Source organism: Mesorhizobium sp. M7A.F.Ca.US.008.03.1.1 (assembly GCF_003997495.1).
In the GTDB taxonomy this organism is placed as follows: domain Bacteria; phylum Pseudomonadota; class Alphaproteobacteria; order Rhizobiales; family Rhizobiaceae; genus Mesorhizobium.
This window is the reverse complement of sequence record NZ_RZRU01000003.1, coordinates 388,989-408,255: the sequence shown is the minus strand read 5'-3', so window position 1 is coordinate 408,255 and position 19,267 is coordinate 388,989. Positions and strand designations below refer to the sequence as shown.

The window sequence follows — 19,267 nt, the reverse complement described above, 5'->3', positions numbered from 1 at the left end:
AAAGGGTCGTTATCCCGTGGTGATTTGGCCGGTCGGCTTGCAGCCACGTTAAACAAGTCGCTAAAGGACCGTCGGGCCGCAAGGCCGTATGGACCGGTTGCGACTTTCGCGGCCGGTTTTTTTGTGTCTGGAAGAAGAGCGATGAGCACCAAGAAGCACAACTGGAAGCCACAGACGGCACTCGTGCACAGCGGAACGCTGCGTTCCGGTTTCGGCGAAACGTCGGAAGCGATTTATCTCACCCAGGGCTATGTCTACGAAACGGCGCAGGCCGCCGAAGCCCGTTTCAAGGGCGAGGAGCCAGGCTTCATCTATTCGCGCTACGCCAATCCGACCGTCGACATGTTCGAAAAACGCATGTGCGCCCTGGAAGGCGCCGAAGACGCGCGCGCCACCGCGTCGGGCATGGCGGCGGTGACGGCGGCGCTCCTGTGCAGCGCCAAGGCCGGCGACCATATCGTGGCGGCGCGTGCGCTGTTCGGCTCCTGCCGCTGGGTGGTCGAGACGCTGGCGCCGAGATACGGCATCGAAGCGACGCTGGTCGACGGCACCGACATCGCCAACTGGGAAAAGGCGGTCAAGCCGAACACCAAGCTGTTCTTCCTGGAAAGCCCGACCAATCCGACATTGGAAGTGGTCGATATCGCCGCCGTCGCTTCGCTTGCCAATTCGATCGGCGCAAGGCTGATCGTCGACAATGTCTTTGCCACGCCTTTGCAGCAAAAGCCCTTGCAGCTCGGCGCCCATATCGTCGTCTACTCGGCAACCAAGCACATAGACGGCCAGGGGCGCTGTCTCGGCGGCGTGATCCTGTCGGACAAGAAGTGGATCGACGAGAACCTGCACGACTATTTCCGCCATACCGGCCCAAGCCTTTCGCCCTTCAACGCCTGGACGCTGCTGAAGGGCCTGGAGACGCTGCCGCTGCGTGTGCGCCAGCAGACGGAAAGCGCGGGCAGGATCGCAGATTTCCTGGCCGAGCGGCCGGAGATCGCCCGCGTCATCTATCCCGGCCGCGCCGACCATCCGCAGGCCGATATCGTCAAGAAGCAGATGTCGGGCGGCTCGACGCTGATCTGCCTGGACGTCAAGGGCGGCAAGCAGGCGGCCTTCGCCTTGCAGAACGCGCTCGACATCGTCTTGATCTCCAACAATCTCGGCGATGCCAAGAGCCTGATCACCCATCCGGCGACGACGACGCACAAGAATCTGAGTGACGAGGCGCGCGCCGAGCTCGGCATCGGGCCGGGCACGCTCAGGCTGTCGGTTGGCCTGGAAGATACCGACGATCTGCTAGAGGACATCGCGCAGGCGCTGAAGGCGGCCAAATAGCCGAAAGCAGCTGACCAGAGAACTATAGGCGCCTGCCAACCGGCTGAGCATCCGGATCTAAGTGCGCGGCAGCGGTGATCGCTGCATCTTCTTCGTCGGTCATCGCAGCGAGCGCCTTCATGGCGAGCGTCAAAGCGTCAGCACGCGACTGCTTTGGCGGAGTAGCCTCACGGCGCACAATCGTCTTAGCGCTTTTCGACATAGTTCGTAGTACGATAATTGTTGTTGGGATCCAAGCTGAGCCGTAGCCTTCACGCGCCGGACGGCGTCTCTTCCAGCTCGGCCGTCTTGGTGCCGATGGTCATCGCGTTGCCACGCCAGTCGACGGCGCCGCCAAGCCAGCCGCGCCCCCACATCGCTGGCAGGATCAGGTCGCGCGCCATGATCGCTGCGACCATGCGTGGCGACAGGTACCAGCCCTTGGACCAGGCCAGCGCGCACTCGGGAAGGTAGAAGGCTGCCAGCACGGCAATGGCGGTTGCCCAGAGGCTGAAACCGGCACTGGCTGCGGCAATCAGCGCAAGCACCAGAGGCACCACGGCGCCGGTCAGGATTTCGGGTGCGAAGAACAGCGGGAAAGTGACGCGGCGCAGACGAGCCCAGCGGGCCTGACGCGACCAGATCTCGTCAAACGAGCGCCGGCCAAGCGGCTGCTCGAAGGGGGCGGCGACGAGATTGACGCGCAGGCCGAGACTGTTCACCAGCTTGGTCGCGGCGGCATCCTCCGCGATCTCGGCGGCCAGTGCGCGGATGCCGCCATTGGCGTCGAGCATCGGCTTGTTCCAGAGCATGCTCTTGCCCTGGGCAAAGCCAAGGCCGAGCGCCTCGCCGGCATATTGCCAGCGCGCCTGCAGCGTGTTGAGGAAAGCGCATTCGACCTCAGCCCAGAAGCCGGCCGGCCGCGAGCCAATCGGCGTCGAGCAGACAAGGCCGGTGCCGGGCCGCCAGGCAGCCATCAGGTGCTGGACGTAGTCCCTCGGCATCAGCACGTTGGAATCGGCCAGGACGACCCAGTCGTGCCGCGCCGCCTCCCAGCCCTTGACGCAATTGTTGAGTTTCGGATTGGCGCTGATGCGGTCGTCCCCGACAAGCAACCGGGCCGGCACTTTCGAAAACCGGACGATCGTCCTGTTTATCAATTTGACCACCGGATCGTCGGCATGGGCGACGCAGAAAATCAACTCGTAGCGCGGCCAGTCGAGCGAGAAGGCGCGCTCCAGCGTCTCCTGCGTGAACGGCTCGACGCCGCGCGACGGCACGACGATCGACACCGGCCGCGGCTTGCCGGCCGGCGCGGCAATGGCGCGGCGCCGTTTCAGACGCGAAGCGGCGAGCACTATGCTGGCGAGATTTGAGAGGATGAGGGCAGTTGAAAGCGTGGCGGCTATGAGAGTGAGTTCCATCGAGATCCGGTCACTCCAGGAAAACCGGTCCGCCAGAACAATCTGCCTGCATGACGACCGATTCAACAATTCGACAGAGCGCCCGAGTCGTGCGGCACTGGTCGGCGCACACCATCATTGTCATGTGTCACTTAAATGACATTCTTTGCCGCCACCTGCGGTTCGGTCCGCAATGACAGGACGCGCACCGTTGACCAGCCCGCCTGGAGCGCCGAAAGTTACCGGATTGTTTTGGAGCCGCTTATGTACAGCGCCGTCACGCGCAACATCGAAGTGCAGGTCAGGCCGTTCTACCTGGAGGACCGTTCGGATCCCTCGGAGAACCGCTATGTCTGGGGCTATCAGATAACGATCGACAATCAGTCGGACGATTTCGTGCAGCTTCTGTCGCGCTATTGGCACATTACCGACGGCGCCGGTCGGGTCGAGGAAGTGCATGGCCCCGGCGTGGTCGGCGACCAGCCCGAACTCAATCCCGGCGACAGCTACCAGTACACGTCCGGTTGCCCGCTCTCGACACCGTCCGGCATCATGGTCGGGCACTACACGATGCGCAACAAGCGGGGCGAGACGTTCGACATCGCCATTCCGGCGTTTTCGCTGGACCTGCCGGGGACGCGGCGGACGGTGAACTAGGCTCTTTCTCCCCCGTTTACGGGGAGAAATGTCCGGCAGGACCATGAGGGGCAGCGCTGACTTGAGAGATTTATCTTCCCTACGGAGTGAAGGCTGGGCTCAACCACCGAACGCCAGCCCTGCCCCTCATCCGCCCTTCGGGCACCTTCTCCCCGTATAGTGACGGGGAGAAGGAAGAAGCTCACTGCCTCGCAAATTCCGCCGGGTCGAAGTCATATTGCTTCGAGCAGAATTCGCAGGCAACGTGGATGCCGCCGTCTTCGGTGCTGTCCTTGATCTCCTGGGCGGAAAACCCCTCGAGAATGCCGTGGATCTTGTCCCTGGAGCACGAGCACTGGTCGGCGACCGGAACGCCGCCGAAGACGCGCACGCCATGCTCGTGGAACAGCCTGTAGAGCAGCCGCTCGGCGCCGATCGTCGGGTCGATCAGTTCCGTCGGCTCGATCGTACCGAGCAGCGCCAGCAACTCCTGCCAGGAATTGTCGGCCGGATCGTGGATCTCCTCGCGTGGATCGCCATCGCCACCCGGCAGGTCCGGGACGCGCATGCGCTCGGGCGACTGCGGCAGGAACTGCGCCAGGATGCCGCCGGCGCGCCACTGCTCGCGGGCGCCGCCAGGACCGGGCGTCAAAAGCTTGGCCACCGACAGCCTGAGATCGGTCGGGATCTGTTCCGACTGGCGAAAATAGGTGCGTGCCGCGTCTTCCAGGGTCTCGCCATCGAGCTGGACGATGCCCTGATAGCACTGCGTGTGAGCGCCCTGGTCGATGGTCAGCGCCAGCACGCCGCTGCCGAGCAGGGTCTGCTGGGAGGTTTCGCCGGCCGCGACCAGCGCTTCCAGCCGGTCGGCATCGAAACGCGCGTAGGCGCGCAGCGCCGAGGGCGTGGAAAAATCCGCGACCAGCATGTCGACGGGCCCGTCGGTGCGGGTCTGCAGGATGAACTTGCCCTCGAACTTCAGCGACGTGCCGAGCAGCACGGTCAGCACACAGGCCTCCGCCAGCAGGCGGGCGACCGGCTCGGGATAATCGTGACGGCTGAGGATAGCGTCCAGCATCGGCCCGAGTTGAACCGTGCGGCCTCGCACATCGAGAGGGCCGACCTCGAACGGCACGACGTGATCGTCGCCGGCATAGCCGAATTCGCCGAGTTTGGGGTGATGTTCAGTCACTTGATAGGTTTCCAACATGACAAAGCTCCAGGGCGCGGCCATGCCGCCCTGTGGGGCGCATGCGTCGAAACGCGCTTGATTTGCGTGATGCGGCGCAGATAGGCATCACACGCCCGCAGATCAAGCTCCCAGGGATCAAGCGCCCAGACACCAGGCCAGCACGGCCTTCTGGGCATGGAGCCGGTTCTCGGCCTCGTCGAAGACCACCGAGTGCGGTCCGTCGATGACCTCGTCTGTCACCTCCTCGCCGCGATGGGCGGGCAGGCAGTGCATGAACAGTGCGTCCGGCTTGGCCCTGGCCATCAGCTTGGCATTGACCTGGTAGGGCGAGAACACATTATGGCCGCGGGCGCGATGCTCCTGGCCCATCGACACCCAGCAATCGGTGACGATGCAGTCGGCCTGATCGACGGCTTCCTCGGGCGAGCGGGTGAAATGCAGCTTGCCGCCATGCGCCTGCGACCAGTCGATATGCTTCCGCGCCGGCTCGCTGCCCTCGGGCACGGCAACGTTGAGGTTGAAGCGGAACCGGGCCGAGGCCTCGAGCAAGGAATGCAGCACATTGTTGCCGTCGCCGGTCCAGGCGATGGTCTTGCCGGCGACCGGACCGCGATGTTCCTCGAAAGTCATGATATCGGCCATCAGCTGGCAGGGATGGGTGTCGTCGGTCAGCCCGTTGATCACCGGCACGGTGGCGTTCTCGGTCAATTCCAGCAGCCGCTCATGCGAGGTGGTGCGGATCATGATCGCATCGACATAGCGCGACAGCACCTTGGCGGTGTCGGCGATGGTCTCGGAACGGCCGAGCTGCATCTCGGTGCCGGTTAGCATGATGGTCTCGCCGCCGAGTTGCCGCATGCCGACGTCGAAGGAGACGCGCGTGCGCGTCGACGGCTTGTCGAAGATCATCGCCAGCACCTTGCCTTCGAGCGGCTTGGTGCGCTCGCCGGCCTTGAGGCGCGCCTTTCGCACCACCGCATCGTCCAGCATGAAGCGCAAATCGCCTTCGGAAACGGTGGAAAGATCGGTGAAATGGCGAACTGACATCAGCAATGGTTCCGGGATTACTTCGCCGCGGCGGAAGCGATCGCCTCCGCCAGGCTCTTGGCGCCGGCGCGGATGCGGTTGAGCGCGTCATGGATCTCGGCGTCGGTGACGGTGAGCGGCGGCAGCAGGCGAATGACATTGTCGCCGGCCGGCACCGCCAGCAGGTGCTGGTCGCGCAAGGCCATGTTCACCTTGGTGTTGGGCATGGCGCATTTGAGGCCGAGCATCAGCCCGGCACCCCTGATGTCCTCGATGATTTCGGGAAACTCGTCGGCGACCGATGCAAGGCCTTGCTTCATCAGCAGCGCCTTGCGCTGGACATCTTCGAGGAAGCCGTCTTCCAGCACGACATCGAGCACGGCGTTGCCGACTGCCATGGCAAGCGGGTTGCCGCCGAACGTGGTGCCATGCACGCCAGCGGTCATGCCGACGGCCGCATCATCCGTGGCAAGGCATGCGCCCATCGGGAAACCGCCGCCAATACCCTTGGCGATCGCCATGATGTCGGGCGTGACCCCTGACCATTCATGCGCGAACAGCTTGCCGGTGCGGCCGATGCCGCACTGGACCTCGTCGTAGATCAACAGCAGGCCGTGCTGCTCGCACAATTGCCTGAGCCGCTTCAGCGACTGCGTCGGCACCGGGCGGATACCGCCCTCGCCCTGCACCGGTTCGATCAGGATCGCAGCCGTCTCCGGCGTGATCGCCTTTTCGGCGGCGTCGATGTCGTCGAAGCCGACCTGATCGAAACCTTCGACCTTGGGGCCGAAGCCCTCGAGATATTTGTACTGGCCGCCGGCCGCGATGGTCGCCAGCGTGCGGCCATGGAAGGCGCCTTCGAAGGTGATGACGCGGAAGCGCTCGGGATGTCCGTTGACGAAATGGTAGCGCCGTGCCGTCTTGATCGCGCATTCCAGCGCCTCGGCGCCGGAATTGGTGAAGAACACCTTGTCGGCGAAGGTGGCGTCGGCCAGCCGCTCGCCGAGCCGGTTCTGCCCGGGGATCTCGTAGAGGTTGGAGACATGCCACAGCTTGGCGGCCTGCTCGGTGAGTGCGGCGACCAGATGCGGATGACTGTGGCCCAGCGAATTGACGGCGATGCCGCCGGCAAAGTCGAGATATCGCTCGCCCTTGTCGGTAATCAGCCATGTGCCTTCCCCGTGGTCGAAGGCCAGGGGTGCGCGAGCAAAGGTCTCGTAAAGCGCCGAACCGCTCATTATATGCGTCTCCGGTACCGGAAAATCAAAAAAGCCGCCAAAGCGGCGGCCTGTGCGGCTTATCCTGTTTTTCGGCCATGAAGTCAACGAAAACGTCGCGTAGTGGCTCGCGGCAAGCCCCCTGACGGGACGCCGGCTCATAAGCGACCGGGCAAGTTGGGGAAAACCGAAAAAACCGATTCGTGTTGCACTTGGGACTCTTGTCACCGAGTCAGCGCATAGAGTAGTTGTAGTCGAGAAATAACTAGATTTCGTGCGGCGGACCTAATCACCAGATATATGTGGTGTCTGCCCCGGCAAATGTTGCCGGGTCGGGAGAAGGATTCCGATTGCCGCACGCTTAGAGGAGCGCGGTCTCATGAACTGGACTGACGAGCGGGTAGAACTCTTGAGAAAACTGTGGTCGGAGGGTCTGAGCGCAAGCCAGATTGCTGCGCAGCTTGGAGGGGTCAGCCGCAATGCGGTCATCGGGAAGGTGCATCGGCTGAAACTGTCGGGCCGCGGTCGCTCGACCGCCACGCCGGCACGCCAGAAGAAGGCGGCGCAAGGATCGACCGTCCAGAAATCGGTATCACGCGCAGCAACCACGGCACGCCATGTCACGACATCGATCGGCGCGACGGCCTTGCAGACCCAGTTCGACGCCGAACCTGTGGCACGCCACTACATCCGCCCGGTCGAAAATGTCGTGCTGCCGATCTCGCGGCATCTGCAACTGGTCGAGCTGACCGAGCGGACCTGCAAATGGCCGAACGGCGACCCTCTTTCAGAGGACTTCCATTTCTGCGGCAACGATGCCGCCGAAACCGGTCCCTACTGCAAGTACCATGCCCGCGTGGCGTTCCAGCCGGCATCGGAGCGGCGGCGGAGTCGCTGAGTGAGTAGTGAGTAGTGAGTAGTGAGTAGCAGATTGTAGGAAAACCTAGCGCATGAAGCGCCGTTTTCACTACTCACTAATTCCTATTCACTCTCTTCAAAGCCACCCGTTCTTCCTGAACCGCCAGTAGAGAAACGTGCAGATCAGCACGATAGCGCCCAGAACCACCGGATAGCCGTATTCCATCTTCAGTTCCGGCATGTCGCTGAAATTCATGCCGTAGATGCCGGCGAGCGCCGTCGGCACCGCCAGGATTGCGGCCCAGGAGGCGAGCTTCTTGGTGTTCGCCGTTTCCTGACTCTGGCCGACCAGCAAGCTCGCCTCGAAAGCGAACGCCAGCACCTCGCGCAGACTGTCGATCTTCTCCTGGACGGTGCGGATGTGATCGGTGACGTCGCGGAACAGCGGATGCATGGCGGTATGTATCTGCGGCAGCTCGGCGCTGGTCAGCCGTCGGCAGACTTCGACCAGCGGAAGCGCGGCATTGCGCAGGCGCAGGAGATCACGGCGCAGCATATAGAGCCGTTCGATGTCGGGAGCGGTCATCGGCTTCAGCAGAACCTTGTCCTCGATCGCCTCGACCTCGTCCTCGATCTGCTCGAGCACCGGCATGTAATTGTCGACGATGAAATCGAGAATGGCATAGAGGACGAAATCCTCACCCTTAGCCAGCGAGTGCGGGCAGCTTTCCCAGTGCTGACGAACGGCGGCATAGGAGGTGGAGGGACCGTGCCTGACGCTGACGATGTAGCCTGAGCCGACGAACAAATGGGTCTCGCCGAAGGTGACCCGGCCGTCGATCAGCTGTGCGGTGCGGGCGACGATGAACAAGGCGTCCCCATATTGCTCGATCTTCGGCCGCTGGTGCGGGTGCTCGGCATCCTCGATCGCCAGCTCATGCAGGTGAAATTGCGCCTGGACGCGCAGCAACAGGTTACGGTCGGGCTCCAACAGGCCGATCCAGACGACATGGCCGGATTTTTTTGCCCATTCGCCGGCTTCCTCGATGGGAATGTCGGCGATGCGGCGCCCGGCCGTGTAGACGCCGCAAGCAATAATGCCGGATATCGGCCCAGGCGCCGGTGTCAGGTTCCGAACATTTTCCATCACGACCTCCAGGAGCAAATCCACGGACGAGGATAGAGCAAAGCCCGGAAAGCTTAGCGTAAATCGGATGACGGTTCGAGAGGCGCGTTCTCACTTCACCGGCTGCGTCTCGGAAAGGCTGATTTTGTCGGTCTCGTCGCCCTTGGGCCGCTCAGCCGGCAACTGATCGCCGGTGACGATGTAGTAGATGGTCTCGGCTATGTTGGTGGCGTGATCACCGATCCGCTCGATGTTCTTGGCGCAAAACAGCAGATGCGTGCAGGGCGTGATGTTGCGCGGATCTTCCATCATGTAGGTCAGCAATTCGCGAAACAGCGATGTGTACATGGCGTCGATCTGGTCGTCACGATCGCGCACGAAGCCGATTTTCTCCACCGAGCGAGACGCGTAGACGTCGAGCACTTCCTTGAGCTGGGTCAACGCCAGGTTGGACAGAGCCTCGAGGCCGCGAAACAGGCTGGTCGGCTGGCGTCCGTCGGTGATGGCGACCACCCGCTTCGCAACGTTCTTGGCGAGATCGCCAACCCGTTCAAGGTCGGCGGAGATGCGGATGGTCCCGACGATCTCGCGCAAATCCGCCGCCATCGGCTGGCGCTTGGCAATGATGATGATCGCCTTGTCGTCGATTTCGCGCTGGCCCTCGTCCAGTACGGTATCGTCGCGGATGACCTTCTGGGCAAGGCCTGGGTCGGCATTGACGAGAGCGGTGACCGCCTGTTCGACCATACGCTCGGCATGGCCGCCCATCGCGGCGATGCGCTTCGACAGATATTTCAACTCCTCGTCATAAGCGCTGACGATGTGCACGGACTGCATGGCAAAATGCCTTCCCACGGGGTGTTTTGATTTTGAGTCGTTTCCTCGAATCCCGCTGATACGCTAGCCGGATGACAGAAAAAAGAAACAGTCCCCTTGAATTAGGGCGATATCAGTGCGTCGGCAAATGAACCGAGAATGCCGCGCCGTTGCCGACTTCGGACTTGATCGAAAGCCGGGCGTTGTGGCGCGTCAGGATATGCTTGACGATCGACAGGCCGAGGCCGGTGCCTTTCTGGGTTCGGCTGGTCTCGACGTCTACGCGGTAGAAGCGCTCGGTAATGCGCGGAATGTGCTCCTCCGGAATGCCAGGCCCAAAGTCCCTGATCGTCACCTCGATGCCCGGCTCTGATCCGGCATCGCTATGCGCTATGGATACAACCACGCGCCCACCCGACTGCCCGTATTTGCAGGCGTTTTCCAGGAGGTTCTCGAAAACCTGGAAAAGCTCATCGCGATCGCCAGGCACATGAAGCGGCCCATCGGCGTAATGCCGCTCGATGGCAACGGCGTTTTCGCTGGCCAGCGGCCCGAGCGAGTCGATGACGCTGTCGACGGTCTGGCGCAGGTCGACCTCGGTTCCCGGCTTCAGATAGGGTTTCATCTCGAGCCGCGACAGCGACAACAAATCGTCGATCAGACGCGCCATGCGACCGGTCTGGCTCTGCATGATCTGCAGAAACTGATCGCGCGCCGCCGCGTCGTTGCGGGCTGGTCCGCGCAGCGTTTCGATAAAGCCGGCGATGGAGGCGAGCGGGGTGCGCAGTTCGTGGCTGGCATTGGCGATGAAGTCAGCGCGCATGCGATCGATCCTGCGTGCTTCGCTCTGGTCCTTGAACACCAGCACATAGAGATCGGTGGCGTGACCGACCGAGGACGCGCTCACCCGGTAAGCCCGTTCGACCGGCAGCTTCTCCATGTAGTCGACGACATCGGCGGCGACATCGCCCGATAGCACGCCATCCAGCAGGGTCTGCATTTCCGGCGCCCGGAATTTCAGCGACAGCGACATGCCTGGCGCGATGCCGCCGAAAGCGGCGAAGGCGGCGGCGTTGGCATGGACGATGGTGGCAGCCCGGTCGAAGATGATCAGCGGATCGGCGACGGCGGCGGCCAGATGTTCACCCGAGAGCCGCTGCAGGCCGATGGCCTCGATGGCAGCGCCGCTGCCGGTGGATTGGCGCGCGCCGGCGGTCGGCAGTATAGCCGCTGCAAGCAGCAACAGCAGCGCCGCGAGAACGACATAGGCTGAAATTCCAGCCAAGGCATAAACAGCGAGAACCGCGACAATACCGGCCGCAAGCAGCCAGCGGCTATTCCACAGCCGTGCGGCCATGGTTTGCGCCGTGTCTTTCTGCTCAGTGTCCAGGTCAGCCATCTGCCCGCAGGCCCGTACCCCATGCCTTTGCACCCGGTCTCGGTGGCGGAAAACTTCCACTGGACCGCTTGCCGCATGCCCCGAAAATCGGGAATCGATTTTCGGAAAGGATCATGCGCAAATCAAAAGTGCTACAGCGTCCTTTACGCGTCCAAACGGACGCGCGGCGCCATAGTGGCTCCCCATAGCATGAGTCCGGAAGCTGGAAAGGGTTCGTCTCGATGAAAAAAGCCAAGGAAAGTCCCGCCGCGCCAACTTCGGGGCCGCTGACGATCAGGATCGGCGGCAAGGAGCGGGAGTTCGACATCGAAAATCCCGTGCTTCCCGACTGGGTCGAGGACAACAAGCTGACCGCCGGCGGCTATCCCTACGACAAGAAGATGAAAAGCGACGAGTATGACGAGACGCTCGAGAAATTGCAGATCGAGCTGGTCAAAGCGCAGGCCTGGCTGCAGTCGACCGGCAAACGGGTGATGGCGCTGTTCGAGGGCCGCGATGCTGCCGGCAAGGGCGGCACGATCTTCGTGGTGCGCCAATACCTCAATCCGCGCACGGCACGCAACGTGGCGCTGACCAAGCCGACCCCGACCGAGCTTGGGCAATGGTACTACCAGCGCTATGTCGACCACTTCCCGACTTCAGGGGAATTCGTCACCTTCGACCGCTCCTGGTACAACCGCGCCGGCGTCGAGCCGGTGATGGGTTTCTGCACGCCGCAGCAGCACGAGCAGTTTCTCGAGGAGACGCCGCATTTCGAGCGGATGATCTCCAATGAGGGGATCCACTTCTTCAAATTCTGGCTGAACATTGGCCGGGAAACCCAGCTCGAGCGCTTTCACGACCGCCGCTACAGCCCGCTGAAGAGCTGGAAGTTTTCGCCCATCGATGTTGCAGGCATCACCAAGTGGGACGACTACACCAAGGTGCGCGACACGATGTTCGAGCGCACCCACAAGGAATTCGCGCCGTGGATCATCGTACGGGCCAATGACAAGCGGCGCGCGCGGCTGGCGGTCATGCGGCGCATCCTGTCGTCTCTGCCCTATGAGGGGCGCGATCTCGAAATCATCGGCAAGGAAGACAAGAAGATCATCGGCGAAGGGCCGTCATTCCTCGGCAAGCAGGATTGACGCTTCCGCGCCGCGCGGCCAAGGCCGCGCGGCGCGTTCCTTGATGCTTTCGCTCAGGCCGCGAGCCGGGCGATGCGCTGCAATCGCCGCAGCGTGGTGTCGTCCTGCAGCGCCTGCTGGAAAAGCGAAATCTCCTGATCGATGCGGTCGCAGAGGGCCTCGGTGTTCCCTTTCAGCAGGCCGCGCGTCTGCAGCAAGGCGGCGACCGGCTTCTTGACGAGCTGCCTCGCCCGACCGAGGGCCGCCTCCTCGACGGTGCCTCCCGGCACGATCTCCGCGACCAGGCCGAGCGCCCTGGCATCTTCGGCGCGAAGCGTGTCGCCGAGGCAGAAGAAGCGGAAGGCACCGGCGTAGCCGAGCTTCTGCGGCGCCAGGATGCTGGTCGCCGCATCCGGCACCAGGCCGAAATCGACGAACGGCACCCTGAACGTGCTCTCATCGGACGCGATCACCATGTCGCAATGGAACAGGATGGTGCAGCCGACACCGACGGCATCGCCATCGACGCAGGCAAGGATGGGCTTTGGAAACGTCGCCAGCGTGCGGAACAGGTCGGTGACGGCGGCAATCAGTTTCTGGTGCTTGGTGGCGTCGAGGAATTCGGAGAAGTCGCCGCCCAGACAGAAACAGCCTGCCAGGCCGCGCAGCACGACGACGCGAACCTCCTCATTGTCGGCGGCTTCATGGAAGGTCCTTGCCAGGCTTTCATAGGCTCTCCTGTCCAGCACCGGCCGGCCGTCACTCGACGACACGGTGACCACCAGCGTGTGGTTGCGAAGTTCAGGTTGCGGGTGTGTGCTCATGACTGTCTCCGATCTCATGACGCACGCCTTTGTCCGAGCATGTCGGGATATCCCCTGGCCAGCACGGGAGCAAAGTGATTGCGGCGCGACCGCACCACATCGAGCGTGTGCTCGTTGAAGGTCAGCAAGGTGGCGACGACCTGCTGGTTGCCATAGGTGCGCTGATAGCCCAGCGGGGTCGCCAGGAAATGCAGTTGCAAGGCGCGCAACACCCACATCGGCTCGAACTCGATGATCACCTTGTCGACCCCGCGCTTCAGCCCCCACTCGACGAAACCGGCAATCAGTTCGGTGCCGACGGTCGAAACGCCCCGACGGCCATCACGAAAACCGGGAGCCACCGCGTAGCGGGTCAATTCCCAGATGTTTGGACCCGATGGCGGCGTTCCTTCGGAAAGATCGGTCAAGACCTCGGTCAGCAGATGTGGCCGCGTTGTCGGCAACATCCTCTGATAACCCGCCACTTCACCGCCCCTGATGACGATCTGATGAACCGCCTCGTCATGATCGAACTGGTCGAGTTCGAGCCCGTCGGGGCGCCTGAGGTCATCCCACCCCATCTCTTCGACGAATATCTTGTAGCGCAAACGATGGACGGCCTCCCAAAGGTCGGGACGTTCCATCAATTCCTGGGTTGTAAGGGAAAAAAGCATTCCGCCGTCTCCTGCGTTCAGAGGAAGATACGGCCGTGCTTTGATGAGAAAATTGCGTGATCGCGTAGGCAAAAATTCTAGGTCGGCACGGCCGACCTAACTAATGTAGCCGCGCCGTATCGCTTCCGCGACGGCCTGCACCCTGTTGACGGCACCTAGTTTGCTTTTGGCGTTAAGAAGATGTTTCTCCGATGTGTGTTCGGAAATGCCGAGGATTTGTGAAATCTCCCATTCGGACTTGCCGACGGCGGCCCATTGCAGGCATTCGCGCTCGCGCGGCGTCAGCACGATCTGATCGATGGTCCTGTTCGCCATGGTGTGGAGTTGCATGGCGCGGCCAACCGCGTAGGTCGACACCAGCGACACCTGGCCGAATTCGGCTGCGGACAATTCCACGGCCTCGCCGCCCAACGACACCATGACGATCTGGCCGTCGAGCGTGATCAACGGAAAGGCCAACCCATCGCGCAGCTTGAAGGCGCCGGCATCGCCCATCACCTCGCCACTGCTCTTGTCTATGCGGATACCCTGCGACGCCTCGTGCCACTGGAAGGGCGCCTGCAATTGTTTCATGTGGCTGACGACCGGGTCATGGTCGACATAGTTGCGCGCGACATAGCGCTCCAGCCACTCGCCAGGCCAATCGCAGAGAAGCACATGCTGCTTTTGCTGGCCGGCCGGCGTGCCTGGCTGCGGGACGGTTCCCGCCATCAGTGCGGTGAGACCGAAATCCGATGTTATGCCCAGCAGCCTTTCGCAGACCGCCGCCGCCGTTGCGGCGTGCTGCAGTTGGTCTATGTATTCCAGCGTGCGATCGAACTGACCCATCGCAACATCAACCCCATGTTGCCTCGTGCATTGCGGCCAATGATGCGTGCCTGATTTACACTTCGCCACCGACCACGGATTGCAAATCGCATACTTATTTTGTGGCTCCCTCTCACCGAGGCGACCGAAGCTGATTTGCAAACCGGCTAAATCATATCCTGAAATCGGCGGGTTGAAATCAAAAACCATTGTGCCTGTACCATTTTCGTACCAAAACCGGTGCGAGCACGACTGTGGCGGAGTTTTATCTTGGCGTTCCGGTGGAGGTCCTTCGCCCTTGCGATGCTGATCGGGTTGCTGTCGTTCGCCGACGGTGCGCGCGCCGCGCCGCCTCAGGTTCCGGTGCTGTGGGACGCCAAGGAGCGGCTGCCCAAGCCAGACCTTTCGGCGCTGCCCCGGCTGAGATTCCTGACCACCACGGATTTCCCGCCGTTCAATTTCCTCGACGGCTCGGGAAAGCTGTCCGGCTTCCACATTGATCTGGCGCGCGCCATCTGCGCCGAACTCGGCATTGTCGAAAAATGCCAGATCCAGGCCCTGCCCTGGGCCGAGCTGGAAGGCGCACTGCGGAAAGGCGAAGGCGAGGCGGTCATCGCCGGCATCGCCGCAACACCGGAATCGCGCGCGACCTACGCCTTCTCGCGCTCCTATCTGCAGTTTCCGGCGCGCTTCATCATGCCGAAGAGCAAGGCGCTGACCGAGCCGGTCTTTGACAAATTGCACAGCAAGCGTGTCGGCGTGATATCAGGCTCGGCGCATGAACGCATGCTGCGCGACTATTTCAACACGGTTCAGGTCATCCCTTTCGACAGGCCGGAAGACCTCTATGCCGATCTCAAGGCCGGCAAGGTCGACGCCGCCTTCGGCGACGGCATGCGCCTGGCTTTCTGGCTGGGCGGCTCGGATGCGGCGGGCTGCTGCCGCTTTGCCGGCGGGCCCTATCTGGCGCCCGAATATCTGGGCACTGGCATGGCCATCGCCACCAAAGCGGACAATCCGGCGCTGGCCGCCGCGATCGATTACGCGTTGCAGGAAATTTCGATGAAAGGCACGTTCGCCGAATTTTATCTGCGCTATTTCCCGGTCAGCTTTTTCTGATCCGGTTCCGGTCAACTTTGCCGGCCTGAGCTGCATCTCAACAGCGCCCGGCCAAGGACTTTCAGGTCAGCGTGCGCAGCCGCGCCTTGGCCGCGCGGCCGATGGCAGCAACCGTCAGCGTGTCGAGATCGAGCTGCCGCCGGATGAGCTGCAGCACCCGCACCTCTTCCATGCGCATTTCGAGGTCGACGGCGGCGACCTCGAAGGCGGCGGCATAGGCGGTGTCGCGCAGCCGCTGAGGCAAGACCTCGGCGACTTCAGCCAGCACGCCCTCCAGCCCATCCTTTTCGTGCAGGCGCTTCTGGCAGTCCTGGGCGACGCCGACAAGCCTGTCGTGGTTGAAGTCCTCGAACACCGGCCATGAGCGGACGACGTCGCCGATCCGCGCCAGTTCGACATCGGTCATGTCGCGATCGGAGGCCGAGGTGATGACCATCAGATAGATCAGGGCTTCATGAGGCGTCGGCAATTTTTTCTCCTTGAACCGAGCTTCGAAAGTAGGAACGCCTCATCCGCGCCGCAAGGAAAAAGCGCCGCGCGCGTTGACGCTCCGGCGCTGCACGCCTAGAGACCGGTTGAAAAACCCTTGCTGCGGCCCGCCTTCGTATGGGCCGACGAATGATTTGGAAAACTGTGACATGGCGGGATCAAACATCATCGATCTCAATCCCGAGCTGCTGGCGGCCGCGACCGAGAGCAAGGCGTGGCCGTTCGAGGAAGCCAAAAAGATCATCGAACGCTACAAAGGCACCGATTTTCCGCAAACAGTCCTGTTCGAGACCGGCTACGGACCGTCCGGCCTGCCGCATATCGGGACGTTCGGCGAGGTGGCACGCACGTCGATGGTGCGCCATGCCTTCCGCGTCCTGACGCAGGACAAGGTCGCGACCAAGCTGCTGTGCTTCTCCGACGATATGGACGGCATGCGCAAGATACCCGACAGCGTGCCGGATCGCGCAGCACTCGAGCCGCATCTGCACAAGCCGCTGTCGTCGGTCCCCAACCCCTTCGGCGGCGCCTATGCGAGCTTCGCCGACCACAACAACGCGATGCTTTGCCGCTTCCTCGACACGTTCGGCTTCGACTACGAGTTTGCCAGCGCGACGCAATACTACAAGACCGGCCGTTTCGACGCGATGCTCAAGCGCGCCGCCGAACGCTATGACCAGATCATGGCGGTGATGCTGCCGACGCTCGGGCCCGAGCGGCAGGCGACCTACAGCCCGTTCCTGCCGATCTCGCCGAAGAGCGGCCGGGTGCTTTACGTGCCGATGAAGCATGTCGACGCCAAGGCCGGCACCATCACCTTCGACGACGAGGGCACCGAGACCACGCTTTCGATCACCGGCGGCCGCGTGAAGCTGCAGTGGAAGCCGGATTTCGGCATGCGCTGGGCAGCGCTTGGGGTCGATTTCGAGATGTTCGGCAAGGACCACCAGACCAATGCGGTGGTCTACGACCGCATCTGCAACATTCTGGGCGGACGAGCGCCGGAGCATTTCGTCTACGAACTGTTCCTCGACGAGAACGGCCAGAAGATCTCGAAGTCGAAGGGCAACGGGCTGACCATCGACGAGTGGCTGACCTATGCGCCGACCGAAAGCCTCGGGCTCTACATGTACCAACGGCCGCGGCAGGCCAAGAAGCTGTATTTCGACGTCATCCCGCGGGCCGTGGACGAATACTATACGTTCCTGGCCGCCTATCCCCGCCAGGACTGGAAGGAACGGCTGGGCAATCCGGTCTGGCATATGCATGACGGCAACCCGCCCGCGATCGACATGCCGGTGCCGTTCTCTCTGCTGCTCAATCTGGTCAGCGCTTCCAACGCGCAGAACAAGGATGTGCTGTGGGGGTTCATTTCACGTCATACGCAAGGTGTGACGCCGGCGACGCATCCCGAGCTCGACCGGCTGGTCGGCCATGCGATCCGCTATTTCGACGATTTCGTGAAGCCGACGAAAACCTTCCGGCCTGCCGACGAGGTCGAGCGCGAGGCGCTGGCAGCCCTCGACGAAGCACTTGGCGCGCTGCCGGCGGACGCCAGCGGCGAAGCGATCCAGAACGCCTCGCTCAACGTCGCGCGCAGGATCGAGCGCTACCAGGATCATTCCAAGCAGAGCCCGGAAGGCGGCCCCGGCGTATCGGGCGCCTTCTTCCAGATGATCTACCAGGTGCTGATCGGCCAGGAGCGCGGCCCGCGCTTCGGCTCGTTCGCAGCACTCTATGGCGTTGCCGAGACGCGTGCGCTCATTGAGCGGGCTCTGGCTGGTCAGCTGGCTTGAGCACGCCGTCGACCTCTTCCAGGATCGAACCCGGCGCCTGAGGCGCCGGGCGCGGCGCGGCCGGCATCGCCGGCATGCCGGACAGATCGGGCGCCGATCCGAAAATGCCCTTCTTCGCCGTGCGCGCCTTGTCGCCGGCCTCGATATAGGGGCCGCCCTTGGCGGCGCGCGCCCAGCCATTTTCGACCAGCCACTGACCGACATCCTGCTTGCCGATCCGGCACTCGGCGGCGATCAGGTCGCGGCCACCCTGCGGCGGCACCGTGCAGACCACCGCGCGGCCGCGCAGGAAGGCGCGGAACGCCGTCCGCGCCCGGACGCCGCACGGCCAGGACTTGCCGTCCTCGCTGCAGGTCTCGTCCTGGCTGACGATGTCGATGCCGGAAACCGCGACCGAATAGCCCTTCGCCTCGATCAGGCCGGCGGCCGGCGCGACCGGCTGGAACAGCTTTGTGCCGTTCCAATCGTCAGGCATTTTCGGCTTGGGCGGCACAGCCAGCGCGAGCTTGCTCAGCGGCTCACGCGGCTCGACCCGTTCAAGTCCGTCGGCGGGCAGTTCCGGCGGCGCGACGATTTCAGGATCGATCGCCCTTGAATGCGGCTTCGGTGGCTGTGGAGCGGCTATGGCTGAGGTGGCCGGCTCCTCGGGCGACGTCCCGGCAGCCTGCTGCGCCATCGCATCGGCGCCCGGATCAAGCTGGTCCACCGTAATGACGCTTTCACTTCCTTTCAACGTGCGACCGCCGGCGACGACGATGGCCGCCATCACAGGGACCATCAGAACCGCCAGCGCATGATGGAGAAGCCGCACCAGCTTGACCTATTGGCTTGCCCAGACAATCCGCGCCACCCATTCGACATCGCGCATGGGAATATCGCGGTCGGGATGATCGGGATTGAGCGAGACCAGCGCAATCGACCTGACGGTCTGGCGCTCGAGCACCTTGGCCATCACCTCGCCTGATGTGGTCTTGACGACGACGCGATCGCCCTTGCGGGTGACGGCGCCCGGTTCGACGATAAGGACGTCGCCATTGCGGTAGAGCGGCAGCATGGAATCGCCCTGCACCTGCAAAGCATAGGAACTCTCGGTCGATTGCGCCGGCAGTTCGACCAGATCCCAGCCCTGCCCGGCTGGAAAGCCGGCATCGTCGAAGAAGCCGCCGGCGCCGGCCTGGGCAAAGCCGAGCAGCGGCACTGAGCTTCGGCGGGCAATCGAGGCGGCATGGCTGGCCCCGGCCCGACCTTCAATCAAACCGGTGAATTCATCGAGCGAAGCGCCCGTCGCCTCGATGATCTTGGCCAGTGATTCGGTCGAGGGCCAGCGCGGTCGGCCATCCGACGACAGGCGCTTCGACTTGTTGAAGGCGGTGGAATCGAGCCCGGCACGCTTGGCCAGCCCCGATGCCGAAAGCGAATAGCGCTCGGCAAGAGCATCGATGGCGGCCCAGACACGGTCATGCGAGAGCATGTGTCGCTCCCCTTC

Annotated in this window: 19 protein-coding genes and 1 riboswitch; of the genes, 6 read left to right on the top strand and 13 right to left on the bottom strand. The window is 62.9% G+C overall.

What is annotated here, in order from left to right; all coding sequences use genetic code 11:
- The first annotated feature begins 6 nt into the window (after positions 1-6).
- Positions 7-84, top strand: a riboswitch (SAM riboswitch).
- A gap of 57 nt (positions 85-141) precedes the next feature.
- A complete protein-coding gene (locus tag EOA16_RS07465; RefSeq protein WP_127256775.1) occupies positions 142-1,332 on the top strand; it encodes an O-succinylhomoserine sulfhydrylase in 1,191 nt (396 codons plus the stop codon).
- Between the two features lie 251 nt (positions 1,333-1,583).
- On the opposite strand, the gene EOA16_RS07460 is transcribed toward EOA16_RS07465, so the two are convergent.
- Positions 1,584-2,735 carry a ceramide glucosyltransferase gene (locus EOA16_RS07460; protein ID WP_127256773.1) on the bottom strand — a complete coding sequence of 384 codons (1,152 nt, stop codon included), beginning with the start codon at positions 2,733-2,735 and terminating at the stop codon, positions 1,584-1,586.
- Between the two features lie 243 nt (positions 2,736-2,978).
- Between EOA16_RS07460 and apaG the strand changes: the two genes are divergently transcribed.
- The gene (gene apaG, locus EOA16_RS07455; RefSeq protein WP_127256771.1) at positions 2,979-3,371 is read left to right on the top strand and encodes a Co2+/Mg2+ efflux protein ApaG; all 393 of its coding nucleotides are present in this window, start codon (positions 2,979-2,981) and stop codon (positions 3,369-3,371) included.
- 181 nt (positions 3,372-3,552) lie between these two features.
- Here the strand turns inward: apaG and EOA16_RS07450 are convergent, their stop codons facing one another.
- The 3 genes from EOA16_RS07450 to EOA16_RS07440 form a co-directional block, all read right to left on the bottom strand.
- A complete protein-coding gene (locus EOA16_RS07450) occupies positions 3,553-4,584 on the bottom strand; it encodes an Hsp33 family molecular chaperone (RefSeq protein ID WP_127256769.1) in 1,032 nt (343 codons plus the stop codon).
- A 93-nt stretch (positions 4,585-4,677) separates the two neighbouring features.
- On the bottom strand, positions 4,678-5,589 hold the full coding sequence (gene argF, locus EOA16_RS07445; RefSeq protein ID WP_127256767.1) for an ornithine carbamoyltransferase: 912 nt from the start codon (positions 5,587-5,589) through the stop codon (positions 4,678-4,680).
- Positions 5,590-5,606: 17 nt separating this feature from the next.
- Positions 5,607-6,806, bottom strand: a complete 1,200-nt coding sequence (locus EOA16_RS07440; protein ID WP_127256765.1) for an aspartate aminotransferase family protein — start codon at positions 6,804-6,806, stop codon at positions 5,607-5,609.
- 358 nt (positions 6,807-7,164) lie between these two features.
- Between EOA16_RS07440 and EOA16_RS07435 the strand changes: the two genes are divergently transcribed.
- Positions 7,165-7,683, top strand: a complete 519-nt coding sequence (locus tag EOA16_RS07435) for a GcrA family cell cycle regulator (protein ID WP_023811342.1) — start codon at positions 7,165-7,167, stop codon at positions 7,681-7,683.
- 96 nt (positions 7,684-7,779) lie between these two features.
- On the opposite strand, the gene EOA16_RS07430 is transcribed toward EOA16_RS07435, so the two are convergent.
- From EOA16_RS07430 to EOA16_RS07420, 3 genes are all read right to left on the bottom strand, one after another.
- Positions 7,780-8,790, bottom strand: coding sequence for a magnesium and cobalt transport protein CorA (locus EOA16_RS07430; protein WP_127256763.1), 1,011 nt, complete (start codon positions 8,788-8,790; stop codon positions 7,780-7,782).
- Between the two features lie 90 nt (positions 8,791-8,880).
- A complete protein-coding gene (gene phoU / locus EOA16_RS07425) occupies positions 8,881-9,606 on the bottom strand; it encodes a phosphate signaling complex protein PhoU (RefSeq protein WP_127256761.1) in 726 nt (241 codons plus the stop codon).
- Positions 9,607-9,718: 112 nt separating this feature from the next.
- On the bottom strand, positions 9,719-10,984 hold the full coding sequence (locus EOA16_RS07420; RefSeq protein WP_127256759.1) for an ATP-binding protein: 1,266 nt from the start codon (positions 10,982-10,984) through the stop codon (positions 9,719-9,721).
- Between the two features lie 221 nt (positions 10,985-11,205).
- Between EOA16_RS07420 and ppk2 the strand changes: the two genes are divergently transcribed.
- A complete protein-coding gene (gene ppk2, locus EOA16_RS07410; RefSeq protein WP_127256755.1) occupies positions 11,206-12,114 on the top strand; it encodes a polyphosphate kinase 2 in 909 nt (302 codons plus the stop codon).
- 53 nt (positions 12,115-12,167) lie between these two features.
- Here ppk2 and EOA16_RS07405 read toward each other — a convergent pair whose 3' ends face one another.
- The 3 genes from EOA16_RS07405 to EOA16_RS07395 form a co-directional block, all read right to left on the bottom strand.
- Positions 12,168-12,917: an enoyl-CoA hydratase-related protein gene (locus EOA16_RS07405; RefSeq protein ID WP_013533649.1), complete on the bottom strand. Its 750-nt coding sequence runs from the start codon at positions 12,915-12,917 to the stop codon at positions 12,168-12,170.
- Between the two features lie 14 nt (positions 12,918-12,931).
- Positions 12,932-13,570, bottom strand: coding sequence for an acyl-homoserine-lactone synthase (locus EOA16_RS07400; RefSeq protein ID WP_013533650.1), 639 nt, complete (start codon positions 13,568-13,570; stop codon positions 12,932-12,934).
- A 96-nt stretch (positions 13,571-13,666) separates the two neighbouring features.
- Complete coding sequence (locus tag EOA16_RS07395; RefSeq protein ID WP_127256754.1) at positions 13,667-14,398, bottom strand: LuxR family transcriptional regulator; 732 nt, start codon at positions 14,396-14,398, stop codon at positions 13,667-13,669.
- A 249-nt stretch (positions 14,399-14,647) separates the two neighbouring features.
- Here EOA16_RS07395 and EOA16_RS07390 point away from each other — a divergent pair, with 249 nt between their 5' ends.
- Positions 14,648-15,496 carry a transporter substrate-binding domain-containing protein gene (locus tag EOA16_RS07390; protein ID WP_127256752.1) on the top strand — a complete coding sequence of 283 codons (849 nt, stop codon included), beginning with the start codon at positions 14,648-14,650 and terminating at the stop codon, positions 15,494-15,496.
- Between the two features lie 61 nt (positions 15,497-15,557).
- On the opposite strand, the gene EOA16_RS07385 is transcribed toward EOA16_RS07390, so the two are convergent.
- Entirely contained in the window at positions 15,558-15,965 is a 408-nt protein-coding gene (locus EOA16_RS07385) for a tellurite resistance TerB family protein (RefSeq protein ID WP_127256750.1), read from the bottom strand.
- A gap of 169 nt (positions 15,966-16,134) precedes the next feature.
- Here EOA16_RS07385 and EOA16_RS07380 point away from each other — a divergent pair, with 169 nt between their 5' ends.
- Positions 16,135-17,781 carry a lysine--tRNA ligase gene (locus tag EOA16_RS07380; RefSeq protein WP_127256748.1) on the top strand — a complete coding sequence of 549 codons (1,647 nt, stop codon included), beginning with the start codon at positions 16,135-16,137 and terminating at the stop codon, positions 17,779-17,781.
- Here EOA16_RS07380 and EOA16_RS07375 read toward each other — a convergent pair.
- On the bottom strand, positions 17,747-18,592 hold the full coding sequence (locus EOA16_RS07375; protein WP_348630312.1) for a thermonuclease family protein: 846 nt from the start codon (positions 18,590-18,592) through the stop codon (positions 17,747-17,749). The two genes, EOA16_RS07380 and EOA16_RS07375, sit on opposite strands and share 35 nt — an antisense overlap.
- A 9-nt stretch (positions 18,593-18,601) precedes the next feature.
- Positions 18,602-19,252 carry a helix-turn-helix transcriptional regulator gene (locus EOA16_RS07370; RefSeq protein WP_127256747.1) on the bottom strand — a complete coding sequence of 217 codons (651 nt, stop codon included), beginning with the start codon at positions 19,250-19,252 and terminating at the stop codon, positions 18,602-18,604.
- Positions 19,253-19,267: the final 15 nt, after the last annotated feature.

Bases quoted from the DNA above. Each gene is read 5' to 3' on its own strand.
- EOA16_RS07465 (WP_127256775.1), top strand. From the start codon at position 142: ATGAGCACCAAGAAGCACAACTGGAAGCCACAGACGGCACTCGTGCAC.
- EOA16_RS07460 (WP_127256773.1), bottom strand. From the start codon at position 2,735: ATGGAACTCACTCTCATAGCCGCCACGCTTTCAACTGCCCTCATCCTC.
- apaG (WP_127256771.1), top strand. From the start codon at position 2,979: ATGTACAGCGCCGTCACGCGCAACATCGAAGTGCAGGTCAGGCCGTTC.
- EOA16_RS07450 (WP_127256769.1), bottom strand. From the start codon at position 4,584: ATGGCCGCGCCCTGGAGCTTTGTCATGTTGGAAACCTATCAAGTGACT.
- argF (WP_127256767.1), bottom strand. From the start codon at position 5,589: ATGTCAGTTCGCCATTTCACCGATCTTTCCACCGTTTCCGAAGGCGAT.
- EOA16_RS07440 (WP_127256765.1), bottom strand. From the start codon at position 6,806: ATGAGCGGTTCGGCGCTTTACGAGACCTTTGCTCGCGCACCCCTGGCC.
- EOA16_RS07435 (WP_023811342.1), top strand. From the start codon at position 7,165: ATGAACTGGACTGACGAGCGGGTAGAACTCTTGAGAAAACTGTGGTCG.
- EOA16_RS07430 (WP_127256763.1), bottom strand. From the start codon at position 8,790: ATGGAAAATGTTCGGAACCTGACACCGGCGCCTGGGCCGATATCCGGC.
- phoU (WP_127256761.1), bottom strand. From the start codon at position 9,606: ATGCAGTCCGTGCACATCGTCAGCGCTTATGACGAGGAGTTGAAATAT.
- EOA16_RS07420 (WP_127256759.1), bottom strand. From the start codon at position 10,984: ATGGCTGACCTGGACACTGAGCAGAAAGACACGGCGCAAACCATGGCC.
- ppk2 (WP_127256755.1), top strand. From the start codon at position 11,206: ATGAAAAAAGCCAAGGAAAGTCCCGCCGCGCCAACTTCGGGGCCGCTG.
- EOA16_RS07405 (WP_013533649.1), bottom strand. From the start codon at position 12,917: ATGAGCACACACCCGCAACCTGAACTTCGCAACCACACGCTGGTGGTC.
- EOA16_RS07400 (WP_013533650.1), bottom strand. From the start codon at position 13,570: ATGCTTTTTTCCCTTACAACCCAGGAATTGATGGAACGTCCCGACCTT.
- EOA16_RS07395 (WP_127256754.1), bottom strand. From the start codon at position 14,398: ATGGGTCAGTTCGATCGCACGCTGGAATACATAGACCAACTGCAGCAC.
- EOA16_RS07380 (WP_127256748.1), top strand. From the start codon at position 16,135: ATGGCGGGATCAAACATCATCGATCTCAATCCCGAGCTGCTGGCGGCC.
- EOA16_RS07370 (WP_127256747.1), bottom strand. From the start codon at position 19,252: ATGCTCTCGCATGACCGTGTCTGGGCCGCCATCGATGCTCTTGCCGAG.